The sequence below is a fragment of the Pseudomonas sp. GW821-FHT07F01 genome (assembly GCF_059418825.1).
This window is the reverse complement of record NZ_JBWKQO010000001.1, coordinates 1,149,925-1,171,041: the sequence shown is the minus strand read 5'-3', so window position 1 is coordinate 1,171,041 and position 21,117 is coordinate 1,149,925. Positions and strand designations below refer to the sequence as shown.

The following is a 21,117-nucleotide window of genomic DNA, read 5'->3' as shown; positions in this document are numbered from 1 at the left end:
GATTGCGTTGTTGTCGTGGGCGCCGGGTGAGGGCGCGGTGTTGCTGTTCTGTCGGTGCTGCTCCTGGGGGCCAGAAGGCCCTTCGGGCCTTGTCGCAGCCTGGGGCAGTGGCTACACGCGGCGTTGTCAGGCCGGGGCCGGGCGCGGCACGGGAGCGTCTTCGGCCTGCAGGCGCAGGACGCTGGACAGGGCCAGGAAGATCCACAGGTACTTGTGGTTCGGCGCGCTGAGAAACAGCAGGAACACCGCCATGGCCAACAGGCTCAGGCCCAGGTGGGTGGCGATATCGGCCTGCTCGCGCTGGCCCCGTGCAAGAAAGCCCTGGCGCGCCCGTTCGAAGTTGCGCAGGCCCATCAGCATCAGCGCCACGAAGCTCAGGCCGCCGGGAATGCCCAGCTCGCTGAACAGCTCCAGGTAGGTGTTGTGGGCCCGGCGGAACAGGTCCGGCTCGTTCATGTTTTCCGAGAAGCTGCTGGCAAAGCCGGTCTGCGCGTAGTGGATCGGGAAGGTCCCCAGGCCCGAGCCCAGCAGCGGGTTCTGGCGGATCATCTGGCCGCCCACCACCAGGTAGGAGGTGCGCCGGCCCAGGGAGGTGTCCGCCGAGTGCGCGCCGGACTTGAGCATGCTCAGGGACTGGATCCGCGCCACGTACTCCGCCGGCAGTACGGCAATGCCCAGGGGAATGACGATGGCCACGGCGAACATGGCGAAGCCCAGGTGCTTGGGCCGCAGGCCCTTGAGCCGGTCGCGGTAGTGCCAGACGCCGATGGCAATGGTGAACAGCACCACCAGCAGGCCCGAGCGCGAGTCGGTCTTGGTCATCCCGGCCATCAGGGTCAGGCTGATGCCGACCCAGAACAGCCGCACCGGCCAATGGGGCGAACGCAGGGCGAGGAAGATCGCCGGCGGCACCGCCATGGCGATCAGCAGGGCGAAGTAGTTGGCATCCTGCAACAGGCCGATGGCCCGGCCGCCCACCTGGTACTTGGCCGATACCAGGGCGATCACACAGGTGATGGCCACGCTCACCGCCAGCAGGCGGCAGAGCATCAGCAGGTTGACTTCCCGGGCAATCAGCAGGGTGACGAAGAACAGCACCAGGCCCACTGCCAGCTCCCGCAGGCTGTCCAGGGACACCAGCAGGTTCTCGCTGTACAGCATGCTCAGCAGCAGGCACAGCAGGAATGGCCCCAGGGCCCGCCACAGATTGCTGCGCAGGCGGGTGTCGGGGATCTGCCGCAGCAACAGCTTGAACAGCATGATCAGGATCAGCGAGGCGCCCAGCAGCTTGGCCCCGGAGAACGCGCTGTCCTTGAACAGGCCTTCGAAGGGCACCAGGGCGCAGATCCCCAGCAGGCCCCAGCCCGGGCGCCGGTACAGCAGCGCCAGGCCGAACAGCCCGACCACCACCAGCGGCGCAAGAAACGGCCAGGGGCTGGCCAGCAGCAACAGTGCGGCCAGGCCCAGCAGCAAACCCAGGAACGGAGCGGCGATCATACTCGGGAGCTCTCTCTGGCGACGCGGTACAGCTCATCCCAGCGGCGAGCCAGGGTGGGCAAGTGATAGTGCTTGCGCTGGGTGACCTGGGCGGCCTTGGCCAGCTCCCCGGCCAGTATCGGGTCGTCCAGCAACTGGCCGATGCAGCGCCCCAGCCCGGCACTGTCCAGGGGCTTGGCCAGCAGGCCGTTGTGCCGGTGCTGCAGCACATCGGGAATCCCGCCCACGGCAAAGGCCACCACCGGGGTGCCGGCCTGCATGGCTTCGAGCAGGATCATCGGTGTGCCTTCGGTGCGTGAACTCAGTACCAGCACATTCAGGCGCTTGAGCCAGGGCTGCATGTCGTTCTGATAGCCCGGCAGCAGGATGCGCGTGGCCAGCCCGGCTTCGTTAATGCGCTCGCGCAGGGCCTGGTTCTGCTCACCATCGCCCAACAGCACGGCCTTGAGCGCAGGGCGCTGCTGGCACAGGCCGATCAGCGCATCGAGAAACAGGTCCGGGCCTTTTTCCGCGCTCAGGCGCCCGACGAAACCCACCAAGGGGTCCATTTCGTCGCGGCGTACTTCGGGCTCGCGCAGCGGCGGCCCGTCCAGGCTCGCCGGCAGTTCCAGGGCCGGCTCCGGCAGGCCGTTGGGGATCACCCGCAGCTTGCCCTCGGCGACCCCCGCCTCCAGGTGCAGCAGGGCAATGCTCTGGGCCACGCAGGCTACCCGGCGCACCCGGCGGCTGCGGCACAGGCGCAGGCTGAGCCAGGTGTAGAACTTCTGTTTCAGGCTGCGCGGGGTGAAGCCGTGCTGGGTCATGACCAGGGGCAGGCGCAGGCGCCGGGCGCAGACCCAGGCAAACACCTGGGCCTTGAAGTTGTGCGCGTTGAGCAGCCCCGGCTGTTGCCGCAGGTGCGCCAGCAGTTCCTGCAGGCAGTGGCAGTTGTGGCTCGCCACGCCGGCCTCGGCGAAACGCTGCAGCAGCGCATCGGGGGCATTGATGAACACCACCCGATGCTGCCCCGGGGTGCCCAGGCAATGATCCAGCAGCATGCGCTCGGCACCGTAGAAACCGCCGCTGTGGATCAGGTGCACGATAGGCTGCGCGGCCATGCTCAGGTCGCTCACTGTTTGGCCCAATGCCAGGCCCAGCGCCAGGTCCAGCGCGGGTACGGGTTGACCTGGGGCTGCTCGACCGCGTTGAGCACCATCAGCACCGGCAGGCCGAGGTGATCACTGACCTGGGCCGGGTGCTTGAAGCGATGGTCGAAGAACTCGTAGACATAGCCCAGGGCAATGGCCAGCAGCAGGCCGGTGAGCAGGCCCAGGGGAATGATCAGCATCGGCTTGGGGAACGCCGCTTCGCTGGGTTCGTAAGGCTGGCTCAGGACCCGCGCGTTGGACAGCTCGCCACTGATCAGGCGCTCGCCACGGCTCTCTTCGTAGCGCTGGGTGTAGGTGAAGAAGGCTTTGTGCAAGGCATCGATTTCAGTGTCCAGCTGGCGCAGTTTGCTCAGGACCTCTTGCAGGTCGCGCACCCGCGCCTTGTAGTCGTTGATCCGCGCGGTCTTCTGGGCGATCACCGACTGGGTGATCTGCAAGTCACTGCTACGCTCGCGCACGCGGTTTTCCACCACCTTGAGGAACTGCGCCCGGGTCCGCACGATCTGCTCGCGCTGCTGCTGCATGGGCACGCTGTCGGCGCGGTAGGTGTCGGCGGTGGTGCCGTACTGGCTCACCAGGTTGGTCAGCTGTTCGCCCAGTTGCTTGATCTCGCGGTCTTCGTAGGCAACGTTGTCCACGGTGTTGGCGAAAGCGAAGGGGAAGGTGTAGTCGGTGAGGCCGGCCTTGCGCGCGGCAGCCAGGTTCTTCTGCAGGTAATCCAGGCGGCGCTGGTTCTCCAGGGCCTGGTCGCGGTAGCCGTTGAGCGATTGCTCTTCGGTGTTGATGGCGTTCAGGCGGAAGGTGATCTCTTCCTTGGGGTCGGAGGCGTGGGCCGCTTCCAGCAGGGCCTGGCGCTTGCCTTCCAGGTCATCCAGGCGCGACTGGTACTGGGCCTTCTTCTGTTCGTAGAAGGCTTCGGGCAGTTCGTTGGATTGCAGGTCCTGGCGGTTCTTCAGGTAGTTGGCCAGCAGGCGCTCGACAAAGCGCGTGCCTTCGGCGGCATTGGGGCTGGCGTAGACGATGGAGATCACGTTGGAGCCGGGCAGGGTGCCGATCTTCAGGTCCTTGACCGCCTGGTCGGTGAAGGCATCCAGGCTGGTATCGCGCACCGGGTCCACGGCCAGGCCGAAGAAACCGCGCACCGGGTTGATCACATGGTTGCGCAGGGGGTCGATCAGGCCATTGCGGATCGGCTTTACGATCAGCCGGGTCAACAGGCCCTCGCTGCCGCCGAACTGGCCCTCGCGGCGCAACTGGTCGATGGTGTCGCGGATCAGCGTGGGTGAACGCAGGATGTTGCTCTCGGTCTCCATGTCCGCCAGCGACGGCGGGATGAACTTGTCGGAGTCCGGGGCGAGCACGGTGTTGGCGTCGGTCTGCGAGAGTTTCTTGGACTGCACGATGACTTCGGCAGTGATCTCGAAGCTCTGCTTGAGCACCAGGGGCAGCAGCAGGGCGATCACCGCGAAACCCAGGAACACCCGTTTGATCAGGCGCCGATTGACAAAGAACACGAGCAGGAACTCGTGCAGGTAGTTTTCGATCTTGGTCATCAAGAGGGAACTCAGTTGTTGTTCGTTTCTTTGTTGTCGACGCGGTAGCCGAAGCTGAACCCGACACCCTGGAACATGATCACGTCCGCCAGCTGCTTGCTCAGGGCGCCGGCCTTGGCCAGGCGGGTCTTGGGCACATAGAGCATGTCGTCGGGCTGCAGGTAGGCGAATTGCAGGGCCTTGCCGTCCAGCGCCGCGTCGGCGTCGTAGACCCGGGCTTCGACCTGGTTGCCCTTGCGCCGCATGATCACCACCGAATCCAGGCGTGCAGTGGGGCCGGCCCCTTTGGCCAGGGTCAGGGCCTCAAGCACCGAGATCGGCCGGCGGATCGGGTAGGCTCCGGGCTGGCCGACTTCGCCCATGACGAACACCTCGTTGGAGGCGGTGGTCTTGAGCAGCACATCGACGCTCACCGAGCCCACCTCCTTGGCATAGCGCTGGTTGACCAGGGTCTGCAGCTCGCTGAGGCTCTTGCCCTGCAACGACAGGCTGCCCAGCAGCGGGAAACTGGCGCGGCCGTCGGAGCCCACGACGATCTCGCGGCTAAGCCCGGTGGCCGGGTTGGTCAGGCTGGTGCGCAGGTTGTCCAGCTGGGCCATGGCGTGGGAGATCGAAAAGTTGATCTGCGGCTTCTTCAGCACCTTGGCGTATTGGGTTTCCAGGACCTGGCGCGCCTGTTCGGCGGAGAGCCCGGCGACCTGGATGTTGCCCACGTAGGGCATGTCGATGCTGCCGTCGGGCAGCACCAGTTTGCTGCCGCCCAGTTCCGGAGCGGTGAGGAAGGTCACATCCACCTGGTCGCCAGGCTGCACGAGGTAGCGCTGCTGGCTGGTGGTGCCGATATGGAAGATCACGTCCAGCACGTCCTGGGGCCGCAGCACCTGCTCGATGGGCACCACCTCGGTGAGCTGGGCCTGGTCGGCCGGGGCGCTGAGGATCTGCACCGGCATCTGCTGCGGCTCGCGATTGACGCAGCCGCCCAGGGCCAGCAGCAGTGACAGGCTCAGCAGGGAAAGTCTTGGCTTGTTCATGGTTACACGGTCCTTGTGCCGGTCAGAGACGGTCATAAACCCACTTGGGCATGTAGTACTTGCGGGCGTTGAACACGCTGCCGATCAACTTGGCCTCGGCCTGGATCAGGCGCTGGGCGGCGGCCTGGGCCACTTCCCAGCGGGTTTCCTCGCTGCGCACCACCAGCACCACGCCGTCGACCTGGGTGGCCAGGGTGAGGATGTCGCCGCTGCTGTAGACCGGGTCGCCGTCGATGATCACGAAGCGGTATTCCTCGGCCAGGGCCTGCAGCAGTTCGCGCAGCAGTTCCGGGGTCAGGCGCTCGCTGTACTGCTGGCGGCGGCCCAGGGGCAGGAAGTCGAAATTCACCGCGTCGCTGCTCTCGATGCACGAGGCCAGGGGCGGCGGGGTTTCGGCCAGTGCCAGGTCGAGGAAGCCGGGCCGCTCATCCAGAGCCAGGCGCCGGGTCAGGCTGCTGTCCGAGAGGCTGGTGTCCACCACCAGCACCCGGCCGCGGCTGGTGCGCGCCAGTTCGTTGGCCATGCTCAGGCTGCTGCTGGTGACGCCGCTGTTGCGGTTGGCCGCGGTCAGCAGGATGACCCGCAGTTCCTGGTCGAGTACGGTCACCGCCAGGTTGCTTTCGCTGGGGCTCTGGATCTTCAGACTGGCAAAGGTTGCTGCCGCCATTTCAACTTGCTCCGTGGCCATTGAGGACCTTGAAAGGGGTTTTGATCAGGATCTTCAGGTCGAGCCAGGGGCTCTGCTGGAAGATGTAGGTCATGTCGAGGGTGACCCGACCGTCGAAGTCCACGTCGCTGCGCCCGGAGACCTGCCACAGGCCGGTGATCCCCGGGTAGATGCTCAGGCGGCCGAGGTGGTGTTCCTTGTAGGTCTGGGCGTGGAACGAGGTGGGGCGCGGGCCGACGATGCGCATCTGGCCGAGCACCACGTTGATCAGATTGGGCAGCTCGTCGAGGCTGGTACGGCGCAGGAAACCGCCGATTCCAGTGATCCGCGGGTCGCGGTCGATCTTGAAATCCACCGAGTCGGCGCCGTGCTTGTTCAGGTGGCGCACCGAATCCTTCAGGGCCTCGGCGTTGACCACCATGGTGCGGAACTTGTACATGCCGAAGCGCCGGCCGCGAAAACCGGTGCGCAACTGCACGAAGAACACCGGGCCGGGGCTGGTGAGCTTGATCAGCAAGGCCACGACCAGCAGCACCGGCGACAGCAGCACCAGCAGCACCGCGGCCAAAAGCGCCGAGGTCAGGCGCTTGCTGCGCGACAGGGTCCAGGGCCGCCCGCCGTCGCGGCCGGTGATCCAGCCGTGCTGTTGCAGGTCGATGGCGGCCTGGACCTTGCGCCGGAACGGGTCGTTGCGCCGGTCGATGTGCAGCGGGGCGGGCACCTCGGTTGTGGGCGCTGAGAGAGGTCTATCCATATCCACCGGGAATACTTCCATTGCAGGGGTTGGGTAAAAACGTTCGGCTGTCGCGGCTCAGGACGCCGCGCCCGGGTAGTAGCTCAGGTACCACTGGACGAACTCGCGCAGGCCTTCCTCCAGGGGCACCTGGGGGCCGAAACCGGTGAGGTTTTCCAGGGCGCTGACATCCGCGCAGGTGTTGAGCACATCGCCGGGCTGCAGCGGCAGGTATTCCACCTGGGCCTTGTGGCCGAGGAGTTTTTCCAGGGTCGCCACGTAGTCCTTGAGCTCCACCGGGCGCTGGCCGCCGATGTTGAACAGGCGCCAGGGCGCCATGCTGGTGGACGGGTCCGGCTGTTCCCGGTCCCACAGCGGATCGCGCACTGGCGGCTTGCCCAGCAGGCGCACCAGGGATTCGACGATGTCGTCGATGTAGGTGAAGTCGCGCTGGTGCATGCCGTAGTTGAACAGTTTCAGCGGCCGGCCCTGGCTGATGGCGTCGGCGAACAGGATCGGCGACATGTCCGGTCGGCCCCAGGGGCCGTACACCGTGAAGAAGCGCAGGCCGGTGGCGGGCACGCCGAACAGGTGGCTGTAGCTATGGGCCATCAGCTCGTTGGCTTTCTTGCTGGCCGCATACAGCGACAGCGGGTGGTCGACGTTGTCACTGACCTTGTACGGGGTCTGCTGGTTGGCCCCGTACACCGAACTGGACGAGGCGTAGATCAGGTGCTGCACCGGGTAGCGCCGGCACATCTCCAGCAGGTTGAGGAAACCGCTGAGGTTGCTGTCCAGGTAGGCCTTGGGGTTTTCCAGGGAATAGCGCACCCCGGCCTGGGCGGCGAGGTTGATCACCACCTGGGGCCGTACTTCGGCGAACAGCCGTTCCAGGCCCTCGCCGTCGGCCAGGTCCAGGCGCTGCAGGGGAAAGTGCCCTACCTGGCGTTCCACCCAGCGCACCCGGTCGCGCTTGAGCTGGGGGTCGTAGTAGTCGTTGAAATTATCCAGCCCGGTGACCTGGTGCCCATCCTTGAGCAAACGCAGTGCGGTATGGGCGCCGATGAATCCGGCGGCCCCGGTGATCAGGATATTCATGCGCGCAATGCCTCCGGTACACGGTAGGGCAGGCCGATGCTCAGGTAATGCAGGCCGGCATCCGCTGCCTGTTGCGGGTTGTAGAGGTTGCGGCCGTCGACCACCAGGCGATCCCTGAGGGTCTCGCGCAGCAGCGTGAAGTCCACCACGCGAAAGGCCTTCCATTCGGTGCAGATCACCAGCGCGTCGGCGCCTTGCAGGGTGTCGTCACGGGTGGCGCACAGTTGCAGGTCATCGCGGTAGCCGTACAGGCGCCGGCATTCGGTCATGGCTTCCGGGTCGTAGGCCTGGACCTTGGCCCCGGCTTCCCACAGTGCCTGCATCAGGTAGCGGCTGGTGGCTTCGCGCATGTCGTCGGTGTTGGGCTTGAAGGCCAGGCCCCAGAGCGCGATGACCTTGCCCTGCAGGTTGTCCCCCAGGTGCGCCTTGAGCTTGCGAAACAGCACATGGCGCTGCTGCTCATTGACGTCGCGCACGGTCTTGAGCATGTGCGGTTCCAGCCCGTGGCTTTCTGCGGTGTGGATCAGCGCCCGCAGGTCCTTGGGGAAGCACGAGCCGCCGAAGCCGGCGCCGGGGTAGATGAAGTGGTAGCCAATGCGCGGGTCGGCACCGATGCCCTTGCGCACGGCATTGATGTCCACCCCCAGGCGTTCCGCCAGGTTGGCCATCTCGTTCATGAAGCTGATGCGGGTGGCGAGCATCGCGTTGGCCGCGTACTTGACCAGCTCGGCGCTGCGGTTGTCCATGAACATCAGGCGGTCATGGTTGTGGTTGAAGGGCGCGTATAGCTCGCTCAACTGCTGGCGGGGCAGGTCGTCGGCGCAACCGACGATGATCCGGTCCGGGCGCATGCAGTCGGCCACGGCCGAGCCTTCCTTGAGGAACTCCGGGTTGGAGACCACGTGCACCCGCAGTTCGGATTTGCCCAGGTCTGCCAGTTGTTCGGCGACGGTCTCGATCACCAGATCGGCGGTGCCCACCGGCACCGTGGATTTGATCACCAGGGTCTTGTCGCTGAACATCAGGCAGGCAATGTTGCGCGCCACCGCCAGGACATGGTCGAGGTCGGCGGAGCCGTCTTCGTTGGAGGGAGTGCCGACCGCGATGAAAATCACCTTGCCGTGGCCCACTGCATCGCTGGCCTGGGTGGTGAAGTGCAATCGGCCGGCCTTTTGATTCTCTTCGATCAGGGTCGCCAGGCCCGGCTCGTGAATCGGCGGAATAGAACGTTGCAGCTGGGCGATCTTGTGGCTGTCGATATCGACACAGACCACGTTATGCCCGACATCGGCCAGGGCAACTGCTTGCACCAGGCCAACATAGCCAGTACCAAAAACGCTGACTTCCAAGGGAACGACCTCGTCCATGATGAGTGTTGGGGTGAGGGTGGTTCTCACCTTCTGAAAAGGCGTATGGCACATTGCCGCTATCACGCTCTTTTTTTGACACTACCATAACGTAGAGACGTTTAATTGACGTTTTGCTGTGTTACATAAATGACAGCTGTGTTTTGTTTATTTTTCGATTCATAAAATAATGTTTAAAAACAATTAGTTAAGCGTCTTCATGATGGTCATCATGGAAAGCGTCAAATAGTTGGTTTTTGTTAATAAATGACTTAAAAAACCGACGAACGGTAGTGAGGTGAGACGAAAAGCTAATGCCTTTTTGACATTACCTGCTACGGCATCCTGGGTTCCGAAGGTGAAGCTGAGCAGTCGGACAGTTTTTTTGACGCTTTTCTGCAGCTTGAAAACTGTTGAAATTGATCGGTTTTTTCAAAGATATGGCTGGCAAGGCGGGACGGGTAGCGCCGGTTATGACCAGGCGGGCGTCAGACTAAAGTCGGGTTGGGAGGGTAGGGGCTATCTGCCATCATTGCCGGTCTTCATTGATTCAATCAATTCAGCTGGCGATCACAGATTCGCTGGATGAATTTCACCTGGGTCTTTTTCTTTACCTCGCGTCACTGATTTGCTGCTGGAGCCTGTTCATGCGTCCCCCTTTCCCCTTACTCAATCCGTGCCCATTGCTGGGCCTCGGCGCTGCCGTGCTGTGCGCGGGTTTTGCCCCCCTGGCCAATGCGGCGGGTTTTTTCGAAGACAGCAGCGCCAAGCTGGAATCGCGCACGATCTACTTCAACCGGGACTTTCGCGACGGCCACACCAGCACCGACCAGGGCGCATCCAAGCGTGAAGAATCGGCCCAGGGCTTTATTCTCAACCTGCAATCGGGCTACACCGAGGGCACCGTGGGTTTCGGCCTGGACGCCCTGGGCATGCTGGGGATCAAGCTCGACTCCAGCCCCGACCGCAGCAACAGCGGCCTGCTGCCCTCCAGCGGTCACGACCCGCGGGGCTCGGCGGACCAGTACGCCAAGCTGGGGTTGACCGCCAAGGTCCGGGTCTCGCAGACGGTATTCAAGTACGGCGCCCAGTTGCCGGACCTGCCACTGCTCAAGTACAACGACGGGCGCCTGCTGCCCACCATGTTCAACGGCGCGGTGCTGACTTCCCGGGAGGTCAAGGACCTGACCCTGACCGCGGCCCGCTTGAACCGCTACACCGCGCGGGACTCCAGCGATGCCCAGGACATCCGCGTGCACTGCAAGAACAAGCGCTACGCCTGCAACACCACGGCGGATCACTTCGACACCTATGGGGTGGACTACAAGTTCAACGATCGCCTGACCGGCCAGTATCACTACGCCGAGCTGGAAGACATCTACCGTCAGCATTTTGTCGGCCTGCTGGCCAACCAGCCCCTGGGGCCCGGCGTGCTCAAAGGCGACCTGCGCCTGCTCAAGAGTGCCGACACCGGCGCCGAGCGCGCCGGCGGCATCGACAACCGCGCCCTGAGCACCATGCTCGGCTACAGCGTGGCCGGGCACGTGTTCAGTGCCGGCTGGCAGCGCATGTACGGCGACAACTCCATGCCTTACCTGGATGGCAGCAACCCGTACCTGGTGAACTACGTGCAGGTCAACGACTTCGCTGCGATCCAGGAGCGTTCCTGGCAACTGCGCTATGACTATGACTTCAAGGCCATTGGCCTCAATGGCTTGAGCTTCCTGACCCGCTACGTCAGCGGCGACCACATCAAGGTCCCGGGCAGCCTGCGCGAAGGCCGCGAATGGGAGCGCGACAGCGAGCTCAAGTACGTGGTGCAGAGCGGCACCTTCAAGGACGTGAGCCTGCGCCTGCGCAACGCCACCTACCGCAGCAACTACCAGAAGATCGCCCGCGACATGGACGAAACCCGCCTGATCGTCAGCTACAACTTCTCGCTGCTCTGACCGACGACTCTGGTAGAAGCTGGCTGGCCAGCGAAGGCGGTAGCCGCAATTGCGCAAGGCTTGCGGGCCTCTTCGCCGGCAAGCCGGCGGCTACGGGAGTTGATGTCGGTACGGCAGGTCCGGGCCGGTGCGGGTGCAGGTCTGGGCCGCGGCGTTGACGGCGAAACGCAGCAGGGCGTCGGTCTGTTCGCGATCGAGCTGTTCAAGGCCCTGGGGGGAATCCAGGCCCTGTTCGGTCAGCCAGGTGATCAGCGCAGCCTGGAAGGTATCTCCGGCGCCCACGGTGTCGGCAACCTCCACCCGGGGCGCGTCCACCGACCAGCTGCCATGCCCACGGCTGAACACCGTCGCGCCCTGGCTGCCACGGGTCAGGAACACCAGCCGGGCATTGCCTTGCAGCCAACCCCGGATCAGCATTTCGGGCGCCTGCCCGGGGTACAGCTGGGCCAGGTCTTCGTCGCTGACCTTGATCAGGTCGGCATGGCCGGCCAGTTCGGCGATGCGCTGGCGCCACAGCTGGATATCCGGCTGCGGGTTGAGCCGTACGTTGGGGTCCAGGCTGATCAGCCGCTGCCCCCGCTCACGGCGCACCAGGGCCAGCAAGGTATCGGCAATCGGCTGCACCACCAGGGCAAACGAGCCGATATGCAGCCCGCGCACCTGTGCGTCGAGCTGCGGCAGGTGCTCTTCTTGCAACTGGCGATCGGCACAGCCCTCGCCGCGAAAGCTGTAGTGGGGCGAGCCATCGGCGCCCACGGCCACCATGGCCAGGGTGGTAGGGGCGTCGAATTCCCGCAGGTAGCGGGTATCCACGCCTTCGTTTTCCAGCACCCGCCGCAGGCGCTGGCCCAGGTAGTCCCGGGACAGCCCGGCCAGCAGGGCGACATCGACGCCCAGGCGGCGCAGGCCCACTGCCACGTTGAACGGCGAGCCCCCGGCGATCGCCTGGAACGCCACTTTACTGGCCGGGGCCCCGGCCTCATCCGCGCTGAAAAAGTCGAACAGCGCTTCGCCACACACCAGATACATAGTCATTCGCTCTTCAAAGGCTTGCCAGTTGCTGTCGATAGCGCTGGTACACCGGTTCGTAGGCCGCCACGTGTTCGGCCCGGGGCTGGGTTTCGCAGCCCGGGTCGAGGCGCACGCAGCGCTCGCAGAGTTGTTGCAGGTCCAGGTCCGGATCGTCCTGCCGGCCATGGCACCAGGCTGCCTGGATCGCCGCGCCCAATGCGGCGGCTTCGGCCTCGCGGGGGCAGATCACCGGGGCGTGCATGATATCGGCGACCATCTGCCGCCACAGCAGACTTTTCGCACCGCCGCCGATCAGCCGGATGCTCTGGCTGTGCAGGCCCGCTGCGCGCAACAGGTCGAGGCCGTAGCGCAAACCGAAGGTGGTGCCTTCCACCACCGCGCGGCACAGGTTGGCCGGGGTCAGGTTGTCCAGGGTCATGCCGTGCAGGCTGCCCTGGGCCTGGGGCAGGGCGGGCACTCGCTCGCCGTTGAAGAACGGCAGCAGGCACAGCCCCTCGGCCCCGATGGGGGCCTGCTCCAGGCGCTGGTTGAAAGCGGCAAGGTCCAGGCCCAGCAGTTCGCGCACCAGGGTGGTGGCGTTGGTCAGGTTCATGGTGCAGATCAGCGGCAGCCAGCCACCGCTGGACGAACAGAAGGTCGCCACCGAAGGCTCGGGGCTGATCAGCGGGCGCTCGGCGTAGGCATACACGGTGCCGGAGGAGCCCAGGCTCATGGTGATGATTCCGGGCTGGATATTGCCGGTGCCGATGGCCCCCAGCATGTTGTCGCCACCGCCGCTGGCCACCCAGGCATCCGCGCTGATCCCCAGTTGCCGGGCGACCGGCGCAAGGATCCGGCCCACAGGCTGGTGCGCTTCGAGCAACGGCGGCAAGGCCCGCTCCAGGCGCCCGCTGGGGTCGATATGGGCCAGCAGGGCGCGGTCCCAGTCGCGCCTGCGCACATCGAAATAGCCGCTGCCCGAGGCATCGCCGTACTCGCTGCAGCAGCGCCCGGTCAGCCAGAAATTGAGGTAGTCGTGGGGCAGCAGGATATGCGCAATGCGCTGGAACAGTTCCGGGTGCTGCTCCCGGGTCCAGAGTAGTTTTGACACCGTGTAGCCCGGGGCAATGGCCAGCCCCAGGCGCTCCAGGGAACCCTGGGTGCCCCCCAGCCAGTCCAGCAGGCGCTGGTTTTCGGCGCTGCTTTGGGTATCGCACCACAGCTTGGCCGGGCGCAGCACCTGGCCCTGGTCATCCAGCAGCACCAGACCGTGCTGCTGGCCGCAAACCCCGACACCGAGCACCTGCCGGCCATCCACCCCGGCCGCCTGCAAGGCCTGCCGAGTGGCGCTGGTGCAGGCTTGCAGCCACTGCGCGGGATCCTGTTCGCGGCAGCCATTGGCGCCGCTGATCAGGCTGTGGGGCGCAGCGCCCCGGCCCAGGACGGTGCCGCTCCGGCTGTCGAGGATCAGCGCCTTGGTGCCCTGGGTGCCGCAGTCGAGGCCGAGAAAAAGCGCGGGTTGAGTCATCGTCGCTCCTGGTGTGGGTGATTACTGTCGAGCTGTAGCCGCTGCCGAGCCTGAGGCGAGGCTGCGCTAAGGCCCGCAGGTCCTTGCCTGGCGATCTGCAGCCGAACCTGCAGCGTCCTTGTAATCGCCGCATCTCCTTCGACGCAGTGCCGCCCAGGCCGTTCGCAGCCTGCGGCAGCGGCTACACGGGCCTGGCCAACAACCGCTCCAGCGTCTTGCTCACGCCATGTTCGCGCAAGCTGTTGAAGCAGCGCTCGAAAGCATCGACAAACGCGCTGGAATGGGGAATCGCCGAGCCGAAGATTTCTTCCACCGCCAGCAAACGCTGGGTCAGCAAGGTATCGTCGGCCACCAGGGCCTGGCAGAACTCGGCCCGCGGGTCGGGAACCCGGTAGCTCAGGCCATTCTCGTCCAGGCCCTTGAGGTACAGGGCCCAGGCCGCCACCACCAGGGCCGCACGCTCGGTATCACGGCCATCGGCGATCAGCCGGTTGATGGTAGGCACGGTGAACTTGGGAAACTTCGACGAACCGTCGCTGCACACCCGCTCCAGCTGGTCGGCGATCGCCTGGTTGGAGAAGCGCTGGACCAGGGTGTCCTTGTAGGCCGCCAGGTCGATGCCCGGTACCGGCGCCAGTTGCGGGGTTACGTCCAGGTCCATGTAGGCGCGCATGTAGGCGACGAACAGCGGGTCGTTCATGGTTTCGTGGACGAAGCGGTAGCCCTTGAGAAAGCCCAGGTAGGTCAGGGCCAGGTGGCTGCCGTTGAGCAGCTTGATCTTCATCTCTTCATAGGGCGTGACGTCGTCGGTGAACTGCACGCCGACCTGTTCCCAGGCCGGCCGGCCATTGCAGAACTTGTCTTCCAGGACCCACTGCACAAAGGGCTCGCAGACGACCGGCCAGGCATCGTCGATGCCGTGCTCATCGTGCAGTTGCAGGCGGTGGGCGGTGCTGGTCATGGGGGTGATGCGGTCGACCATGGCGTTGGGAAAGCTCACGTGGCGCTCGATCCAGTCATGCAGGTCGGCGTCGCGGCGGGCGGCGAAGGCCAGCAGCGCCTTGCGGGTCACCGCGCCGTTGTGGGGCAGGTTGTCACAGGACATCAGCGTAAAGGCCGGGATCCCCGCGGCCCGGCGCAGGGCCAGGGCCGCGCAGAGAAAGCCGAATACCGTGCGTGGCTGTTGCGGATGGGCCAGGTCGTGCTGGATCTGCGGCAGGTGCAGCATGAACTCGCCCGTGCTGTCGTCGATGCAGTAGCCGCCCTCGGTGATGGTCAGGGAGACGATGCGGATCTCCGGGCTGGCCAGCTTGTCGATCAGCGCCTGGGCGTCGTCCTCGGCCAGCAGCATCTGGCTGATGGCGCCGATCACCCGCACCTCGTGGTCGTCGCCATCGCCCAGCTCGTACAGGGTGTAGAGGTAGTCCTGGCCGGCCAGATCGTCCCGCGCGCGGCGGTCTTCGGAGCGCAGGCCGACCCCGCAGATGCTCCAGTCCAGGCCCTGGCCCAGGTTCATCAGGGCATCGGTGTAATAGGCCTGGTGGGCCCGGTGAAAGCCGCCGACGCCAATGTGCGCGATGCCCTGGCGGGTGGCGGTGACGGTGTAGGCGGGTACCCGCACCTGGGGCGGCAGTTGGCTGAGGTTCAAGCGTTTGAGTTTCATGCAGGGCTCTCTGGGATCAGGCGGCGGCGCGCAGGGGGCGGGACACGGCGACCCCCTGGGCATCGAATAGATGGCAGTGCTGGGGGGCCAGGTGCAGGTGCAGCTGTTCGCCGTAGCGGCTCGCCAGGTCACCGCGGATACGCAGGGTCAGGGCTTCACCGCAACTGCTGCGGACATGGCAGAAGGTGTCGCTGCCCAGGCGCTCGGCCACGTCGCTGGTGACTGCCAGGCTGCCCGGGCCGGGCTCGCCCAGCTCCAGATGCTCGGGGCGGATGCCCAGGGTCACCTCGCTGCCCGGGCTCAGTTGCGCACCGCTCTGCTCCAGGCGCAGCCGTGCCCCGGCATCCAGCTGGACCTCGCAGCCCTGGCCGTCGACGTGGCTGATGCGGCCCTTGAGAAAGCCCATCTTCGGCGTGCCGAGAAAGCCTGCGACAAACAGGTTGGCCGGGCGATGGTAGAGCTCCAGGGGCGAGCCCACCTGTTCCACCCGGCCACCATTGAGCACCACCACCTTGTCTGCCAGGGTCATGGCTTCCACCTGGTCGTGGGTCACGTAGATCATGGTGGCCTGCAGTTCCTTGTGCAGGCGCGCCAGTTCCAGGCGCATCTGTACCCGCAGGGCGGCATCGAGGTTGGACAGCGGTTCGTCGAACAGGAAGATTTTCGGGTTGCGCACAATGGCCCGGCCAATGGCCACGCGCTGGCGCTGGCCGCCAGACAGCTGCTTGGGCTTGCGTTCGAGCATCGGCCCCAGTTCCAGGATGCGCGCCGCTTCGTCGACCTTCTGCTGCACCAGGGCCTTGTCGACCCCCGCCAGGTCCAGGGCGAAGGACATGTTCTTGCGCACGCTCATGTGCGGGTACAGGGCGTAGGTCTGGAACACCATGGCCAGGTCGCGCTTGGCCGGGCTGACTTGGGTGATGTCGCGACCGTCCAGCTCGATGCTGCCGCCGCTGACTTCCTCCAGCCCGGCGATCAGCCGCAGCAGGGTGGACTTGCCGCAGCCCGAGGGGCCGACGAAGACCACGAATTCCTTGTCGTTCACCTCAAGGTCGATGCCCTTGATGATGTCGAAGCCTTCGAAGCCTTTTTGCAGGTTGTTGATTTTCAGGTGAGCCATGGGATGTCTCCGCAATTTCAGAGTTACTTCACCGCGCCAAAGGACAGGCCGCGCACCAACTGCTTCTGGCTGATCCAGCCGAAGATCAGGATCGGCGCGCAGGCCAGGGTCGAGACCGCCGAGAGCTTGGCCCAGAACAGCCCTTCGGGGCTGGAGTAGGAGGCGATCAGCGCGGTCAGCGGTGCGGCGTTGGAAGAGGTCAGGTTCAGCGACCAGAAGGCCTCGTTCCAGCACAGGATCAGCGACAGCAGTGCAGTGGAGGCCAGGCCACCCTTGGCGATGGGCATCAGCACCCGCAGCATTTCCTGGGCCAGTGTGGCGCCGTCCAGGCGGGCGGCTTCGAGGATGTCCCGGGGGATGTCCTTGAAGTAGGTGTAAACCATCCACACCACGATCGGCAGGTTGATCAGGGTGTAGATCACGATCAGCGCGATGCGCGTATCCAGCAGGCCGAAGCTCTTGGCCAGCAGGTAGATGGGCATCAGCACGCCCACCGGCGGCAGCATCTTGGTGGAGAGCATCCACAGCAGGGTGCGCTTGGTGTTGCGGGTTTCAAAGAAGGCCATGGAGTAGGCCGCCGGCACCGCGATCAGCAGGCACAGGGCGGTAGCGCTGAAGGAAATCACCACCGAGTTCCAGGCGAAGGCCAGGTAGTTGCTGCGCTCGTTGATGTGCAGGTAGTTCTCGAGCGTTGGCGTGAAGATGAATTGCGGCGGCGTGGCAAAGGCGTCGATCTCGCTCTTGAAGCTGGTCAGCACCATCCAGAAGATCGGGAAGAAGATCAGGATCGCGATGGCCCAGGCCAGGGTGCCCAGTAGCAGGCTTTGCAGGCGTCGGGATTGTTGCAGGGTCATGGCGGCCACCTCAGCTCTGGTCAGTCAGGTTCTTGCCGATCATCCGCACCAGGATGATCGCGGCGATGTTGGCGATGACCACGGCGATCAGCCCGCCGGCCGAAGCCATGCCGACGTCGAACTGCACCAGGGCCTGGTTGTAGATCAGGTACGCCAGGTTGGTGGAGGCGTAGCCCGGGCCACCGTTGGTGGTGGTGAAGATCTCGGCGAACACCGACAGCAGGAAGATGGTCTCGATCATCACCACCACGGCAATCGGCCGGGCCAGGTGCGGCAGGGTCAGGTGCCAGAAGATGGCGATGGGCCCGGCACCATCGAGGCGCGCGGCTTCCTTTTGTTCCTGGTCCAGGGACTGCATGGCGGTCATCAGGATCAGGATGGCGAACGGCAGCCACTGCCAGGAAACGATGACGATGATCGACAGCAGCGGGTAGTGCGCCAGCCAGTCCACCGGCTGGGCGCCGAACAGTTTCCACAGCGCGGCGAGGATCCCCGACACCGGGTGGAAGATCAGGTTCTTCCAGATCAGCGCGCCCACCGTGGGCATGATGAAGAACGGCGAGATCAGCAGCACCCGGACGATGCTCCGGCCGAGGAACTCGCTGGCCTCCAGCAGGGCGCTGATCAGTACCCCGAACACCACGCTGATCAGCAGTACGCTGCCCACCAGCAACAGGGTGTTGGTGGCCCCGGGCACAAAGCCCGAATCACTGAGGAAGTAGCTGAAGTTCTCCAGGCCGACGAACTGGTTCTCGCCGGGGTACAGCAGGTTGTAGCGGATCACTGAAAAGTACAGGGTCATGCCCAGGGGCACGATCATCCACAGCAGCAACAGCGCCACCGAGGGGCTGACCAGGAACCAGCCGGGGTTGGCCAGGCGGCTTTTGCGAGGCGCCGCCTGCGGTTGCACATGCAGCTTGGCAGTCGAGGTATTCATAAGGGTCACAACCAGTTGGGTACAAGGGGGCGCGACACGGCGCTGGCACGGCCGGGCTGCCCGTAGGTGCTGGCTTGCCAGCGAAGGCGCCCTTGAACACTGCGCAAGACTCAAGGGCTTCTTCGCCGGCAAGCCGGCTCCTACAGGGAGAGCCGGGTTATTTCGGGTAGCCGGCGCGTTTCATTTCCCGTTCGGTGCTCTGCTGCGCGGCCGCCAGGGCCTGGTCCACCGTGGTCTGGCCGATCAGGGCGGCGGAAAACAACTTGCCGACCTGGGTGCCAATGGCCTGGAACTCGGGGATGGTCACCAGTTGGATGCCGACGTAGGGCACCGGCTTTAGAGTGGGCTTGCTCGGGTCGGCGACCTTCAGCGATTCCAGGGTGACCCTGGCGAACGGCGCGGCCTGCATGTAGGCCTCGCTGTAGGTGGAGGCGCGGGTGCCCGGCGGCACATTGGCGATGCCATCCTTCTCGGCCACCAGGGCCGCGTACTGCTTGGAAGTGGCCCAGGCACTGAAGGTCTTGGCGGCGTCCTTGGCCTTGGAACTGGCGGGGATCGCCAGGGACCATGAGTACAGCCAGGCGCTGCCCTTGTCAGTGACCTGGTGCGGCGCGTAGGTGAAGCCCACATGGTCGGCGACCTTGCTCTGGCTCTTGTCGGTGACGAAAGAGCCGGCCACGCTGGCATCGACCCAGATCGCGCACTTGCCGCTGTTGAACAGCGCCAGGTTTTCGTTGAAACCGTTGCTCGAAGCCCCCGGCGGGCCGGACTTCTTCATGTTGTCGACATAGAAGGTCAGGGCGTTCTTCCATTCCGGCCCGGTGAACTCCGGCTGCCATTGTTCATCGAACCAGCGTGCGCCGTAGCTGTTGGCCAGGGTGGTGATCAGGGCCATGTTCTCGCCCCAGCCGGCCTTGCCCCGCAGGCAAAGGCCGTACTGCTCCTGGTCGGGCTTGTTGAGCTTGGCGGCGAATTCGCCGATCTGCTCCCAGGTCGGCCGCTCGGGCATGCTCAGGCCGGCCTCCTTGAACAGGTCGGTGCGGTAGTAGGTCATGGAGCTTTCGGCGTAGAACGGCAGGGCATAGAGAGTGCCCTTGACCGACAGCCCTTCACGGACCGAAGGGAAGACATCGTCCAGCTCATAGCTGGCCGGCAGGTCCTGCATCGGTTGCAGCCAGCCCTTGGCGCCCCAGAGTGCGGCTTCGTACATGCCGATGGTGAGCACGTCGAATTGCCCGCCCTGGGTGGCGATGTCGGTGGTCAGGCGCTGGCGCAGCACGTTCTCTTCCAGCACCACCCAGTTCAGCTTGATGTCCGGGTGCTCGGCCTCGAAGGTCTTGGACAGGCGTTGCATGCGGATCATGTCGCTGTTGTTGACGGTGGCTATGGTCAGGGTCTGGGCGCCAAGGGTGACGCTGCTGAGGGTCATGCAGGTGGTGAGGAGCAGGGCTTTGCTGCAGGGTTTCATCGTTCACTCCTGTCCTGCGCCGGTGAGGGCTGCAGAAGGACGGTTATTGTTGTTATGTCTTCCTCTGCCGAGGAAGAAGGTGGGCTGATTACAGCCCTCAAACGCGGTGCTGACAAATCATCCCTGACACTTGAATTGATACTTTTTTGCACTGGCCCGCCAAAGGGCCCTTGGCTTGGGCAGACGTTCTGCGGGACTCGCTGGCGCATGGGCCTGTTCGCGGCCTTGCAGATGCGTATTGGTTTTGCCTGGCAGGAGGGGTTGCCACTTAGCCCAAAGCCCACTGGCTTTTTCCCGGTCACTGCCTAAGATGGCCATCCCAGGATTGAGTAAACCGTTGGCCGCGATGTCGGAAAAAGACACCATCTCCATGCAACTGGTGCGCGAGGCACTGCTGCAAAGCTGCGCCCCGGGCGCCGCCACCGATGAAGTGCTGCACAAGGTCGGCATCGACCCGGCGGGCCTGCAGCAGGGCACGGCGCGGGTACCGGCCAGTGCCTATGCACGGCTCTGGCGCCTGCTGGCGCGGCGCCTGGACGATGAGTTCTTCGGCATGGACCCGCGCCGCCTGAAGTCCGGCAGCCTGGCCTTTCTCTGCCGCTCGGCCATGGCCCAGCCGACCCTGGCCAGCGGGTTGGACTCGGTGCTGGGCTTTCTGACGCTGATGTTCGAGCGCATGCCGGCGCAGCTGGTGCACCAGCAGAGCCTGGCGGAAATCGTCCTGCTGGAGGATGAACACGAGCCGCGGCGGGCCTTTACCTACTTCACCTACTGGATGATTGTCCACGGCGTGGCCTGCTGGCTGGCGGGCCGGCGCATTCCGATCCTGGCCATCGAGCTGCGCGGCCCGCAGCCGGATTTCTGCGACGACTACCGGGTGATGTTCTCCGACAACCTGCGTTTCGAGCGGCCGCGCACACGGATGATCATCGCCGCCGACTGCCTGGACCTGCCGATCAAGCGCAGCGAGGAAGAACTCAAGCGCTTCCTGGCCCATGCCCCGGCCAACATCCTGGTCAAGTACCGCGACCCCGAGAGCCTGGCCAGCCGCATCAAGCAGCAGTTGCGGCAACTGCCAGGGGAGCAGTGGCCCGAGAGCGAAAGCCTGGCCCAGAGCCTGTGCATGTCCGCCTCGACCCTGCGCCGGCGCCTGGCGGAAGAGGGCCAGAGCTACCAGGCCCTCAAGGACAGCGTGCGCAAGGAACTGGCGATTGTCTGGCTGGCCGAGCCGCAGATCAGCTTTGCCGAGATTGCCGGGCGCCTGGGGTTTGCCGACACCAGCTCGTTCTACAAGGCCTTTCGCAAATGGTCCGGTTCCAACCCCGGGCATTACCGCAGCCTGATCCTCAACGACCCGCACCTCTCGTAGGAGCCGGCTTGCCGGCGAAGAGGCCCGCAAGCCTTGCACCGCCCGAGACGACGCCTTCGCTGGCAAGCCAGCTCCTACACAGACGGTAACGCCCATCCCCCCGTAGGAGTCGGCTTGCCGGCGAAGAGGCCCGCAAGCCTTGCAC

At 64.9% G+C, this 21,117-nt stretch carries 17 protein-coding genes; 2 read left to right on the top strand and 15 right to left on the bottom strand.

All coding sequences use genetic code 11. The annotated features are described in order from the left end of the window. Positions 1-126: 126 nt before the first annotated feature. Genes AC07R1_RS05180 through AC07R1_RS05145 form a run of 8 tightly spaced genes read right to left on the bottom strand, consistent with a single transcriptional unit; the run spans position 127 to position 9,076 of the window. Positions 127-1,497, bottom strand: coding sequence for an O-antigen ligase family protein (locus tag AC07R1_RS05180; RefSeq protein WP_015635672.1), 1,371 nt, complete (start codon positions 1,495-1,497; stop codon positions 127-129). Beyond that, positions 1,494-2,594 carry a glycosyltransferase family 4 protein gene (locus tag AC07R1_RS05175; RefSeq protein WP_495110228.1) on the bottom strand — a complete coding sequence of 367 codons (1,101 nt, stop codon included), beginning with the start codon at positions 2,592-2,594 and terminating at the stop codon, positions 1,494-1,496. Before AC07R1_RS05175 ends, AC07R1_RS05180 begins: the two co-directional genes overlap by 4 nt. An 11-nt stretch (positions 2,595-2,605) precedes the next feature. Continuing rightward, complete coding sequence (locus AC07R1_RS05170; protein WP_495110227.1) at positions 2,606-4,198, bottom strand: GumC family protein; 1,593 nt, start codon at positions 4,196-4,198, stop codon at positions 2,606-2,608. Between the two features lie 11 nt (positions 4,199-4,209). Continuing rightward, positions 4,210-5,229, bottom strand: coding sequence for a polysaccharide biosynthesis/export family protein (locus AC07R1_RS05165; RefSeq protein WP_011061369.1), 1,020 nt, complete (start codon positions 5,227-5,229; stop codon positions 4,210-4,212). A gap of 22 nt (positions 5,230-5,251) precedes the next feature. Further along, entirely contained in the window at positions 5,252-5,896 is a 645-nt protein-coding gene (locus tag AC07R1_RS05160) for a CpsD/CapB family tyrosine-protein kinase (RefSeq protein ID WP_011061368.1), read from the bottom strand. Between the two features lies 1 nt (position 5,897). Further along, the gene (locus AC07R1_RS05155; RefSeq protein WP_077934151.1) at positions 5,898-6,650 is read right to left on the bottom strand and encodes a sugar transferase; all 753 of its coding nucleotides are present in this window, start codon (positions 6,648-6,650) and stop codon (positions 5,898-5,900) included. 57 nt (positions 6,651-6,707) lie between these two features. Continuing rightward, complete coding sequence (locus AC07R1_RS05150; protein ID WP_495110226.1) at positions 6,708-7,727, bottom strand: NAD-dependent epimerase; 1,020 nt, start codon at positions 7,725-7,727, stop codon at positions 6,708-6,710. Next, on the bottom strand, positions 7,724-9,076 hold the full coding sequence (locus tag AC07R1_RS05145) for a UDP-glucose dehydrogenase family protein (protein ID WP_011061365.1): 1,353 nt from the start codon (positions 9,074-9,076) through the stop codon (positions 7,724-7,726). The genes AC07R1_RS05150 and AC07R1_RS05145 overlap by 4 nt, the downstream gene beginning before the upstream one ends. A gap of 644 nt (positions 9,077-9,720) precedes the next feature. Between AC07R1_RS05145 and AC07R1_RS05140 the strand changes: the two genes are divergently transcribed. After that, a complete protein-coding gene (locus AC07R1_RS05140) occupies positions 9,721-11,022 on the top strand; it encodes an OprD family porin (protein WP_053158615.1) in 1,302 nt (433 codons plus the stop codon). 90 nt (positions 11,023-11,112) lie between these two features. Here AC07R1_RS05140 and AC07R1_RS05135 read toward each other — a convergent pair whose 3' ends face one another. From AC07R1_RS05135 to AC07R1_RS05105, 7 genes are all read right to left on the bottom strand, one after another. After that, positions 11,113-12,051 (bottom strand): carbohydrate kinase family protein, encoded by a 939-nt coding sequence (locus tag AC07R1_RS05135; protein ID WP_041752264.1) that lies wholly within the window; start codon positions 12,049-12,051, stop codon positions 11,113-11,115. A gap of 13 nt (positions 12,052-12,064) precedes the next feature. Continuing rightward, positions 12,065-13,561 carry a xylulokinase gene (gene xylB, locus AC07R1_RS05130; protein ID WP_495110225.1) on the bottom strand — a complete coding sequence of 499 codons (1,497 nt, stop codon included), beginning with the start codon at positions 13,559-13,561 and terminating at the stop codon, positions 12,065-12,067. A 181-nt stretch (positions 13,562-13,742) separates the two neighbouring features. Next, positions 13,743-15,224, bottom strand: a complete 1,482-nt coding sequence (locus AC07R1_RS05125; RefSeq protein WP_495110224.1) for a mannitol dehydrogenase family protein — start codon at positions 15,222-15,224, stop codon at positions 13,743-13,745. A gap of 16 nt (positions 15,225-15,240) precedes the next feature. Then, entirely contained in the window at positions 15,241-16,344 is a 1,104-nt protein-coding gene (locus AC07R1_RS05120; RefSeq protein WP_174394696.1) for an ABC transporter ATP-binding protein, read from the bottom strand. 23 nt (positions 16,345-16,367) lie between these two features. After that, entirely contained in the window at positions 16,368-17,198 is an 831-nt protein-coding gene (locus AC07R1_RS05115; RefSeq protein WP_011061359.1) for a carbohydrate ABC transporter permease, read from the bottom strand. A 10-nt stretch (positions 17,199-17,208) separates the two neighbouring features. Further along, a complete protein-coding gene (locus AC07R1_RS05110; RefSeq protein ID WP_495110223.1) occupies positions 17,209-18,135 on the bottom strand; it encodes a carbohydrate ABC transporter permease in 927 nt (308 codons plus the stop codon). A gap of 157 nt (positions 18,136-18,292) precedes the next feature. Then, positions 18,293-19,564 (bottom strand): ABC transporter substrate-binding protein, encoded by a 1,272-nt coding sequence (locus AC07R1_RS05105; RefSeq protein WP_259652304.1) that lies wholly within the window; start codon positions 19,562-19,564, stop codon positions 18,293-18,295. 385 nt (positions 19,565-19,949) lie between these two features. Here AC07R1_RS05105 and AC07R1_RS05100 point away from each other — a divergent pair, with 385 nt between their 5' ends. Next, entirely contained in the window at positions 19,950-20,972 is a 1,023-nt protein-coding gene (locus AC07R1_RS05100) for an AraC family transcriptional regulator (RefSeq protein WP_041120647.1), read from the top strand. The last annotated feature ends 145 nt before the right edge of the window (positions 20,973-21,117 follow it).

Coding starts and splice junctions, on each gene's coding strand:
- AC07R1_RS05180 (WP_015635672.1), bottom strand. CDS start 1,497: ATGATCGCCGCTCCGTTCCTGGGTTTGCTGCTGGGCCTGGCCGCACTG.
- AC07R1_RS05175 (WP_495110228.1), bottom strand. CDS start 2,594: ATGGCCGCGCAGCCTATCGTGCACCTGATCCACAGCGGCGGTTTCTAC.
- AC07R1_RS05170 (WP_495110227.1), bottom strand. CDS start 4,198: ATGACCAAGATCGAAAACTACCTGCACGAGTTCCTGCTCGTGTTCTTT.
- AC07R1_RS05165 (WP_011061369.1), bottom strand. CDS start 5,229: ATGAACAAGCCAAGACTTTCCCTGCTGAGCCTGTCACTGCTGCTGGCC.
- AC07R1_RS05160 (WP_011061368.1), bottom strand. CDS start 5,896: ATGGCGGCAGCAACCTTTGCCAGTCTGAAGATCCAGAGCCCCAGCGAA.
- AC07R1_RS05155 (WP_077934151.1), bottom strand. CDS start 6,650: ATGGATAGACCTCTCTCAGCGCCCACAACCGAGGTGCCCGCCCCGCTG.
- AC07R1_RS05150 (WP_495110226.1), bottom strand. CDS start 7,727: ATGAATATCCTGATCACCGGGGCCGCCGGATTCATCGGCGCCCATACC.
- AC07R1_RS05140 (WP_053158615.1), top strand. CDS start 9,721: ATGCGTCCCCCTTTCCCCTTACTCAATCCGTGCCCATTGCTGGGCCTC.
- AC07R1_RS05135 (WP_041752264.1), bottom strand. CDS start 12,051: ATGTATCTGGTGTGTGGCGAAGCGCTGTTCGACTTTTTCAGCGCGGAT.
- xylB (WP_495110225.1), bottom strand. CDS start 13,561: ATGACTCAACCCGCGCTTTTTCTCGGCCTCGACTGCGGCACCCAGGGC.
- AC07R1_RS05125 (WP_495110224.1), bottom strand. CDS start 15,224: ATGAAACTCAAACGCTTGAACCTCAGCCAACTGCCGCCCCAGGTGCGG.
- AC07R1_RS05120 (WP_174394696.1), bottom strand. CDS start 16,344: ATGGCTCACCTGAAAATCAACAACCTGCAAAAAGGCTTCGAAGGCTTC.
- AC07R1_RS05115 (WP_011061359.1), bottom strand. CDS start 17,198: ATGACCCTGCAACAATCCCGACGCCTGCAAAGCCTGCTACTGGGCACC.
- AC07R1_RS05110 (WP_495110223.1), bottom strand. CDS start 18,135: ATGAATACCTCGACTGCCAAGCTGCATGTGCAACCGCAGGCGGCGCCT.
- AC07R1_RS05105 (WP_259652304.1), bottom strand. CDS start 19,564: ATGACCCTCAGCAGCGTCACCCTTGGCGCCCAGACCCTGACCATAGCC.
- AC07R1_RS05100 (WP_041120647.1), top strand. CDS start 19,950: ATGTCGGAAAAAGACACCATCTCCATGCAACTGGTGCGCGAGGCACTG.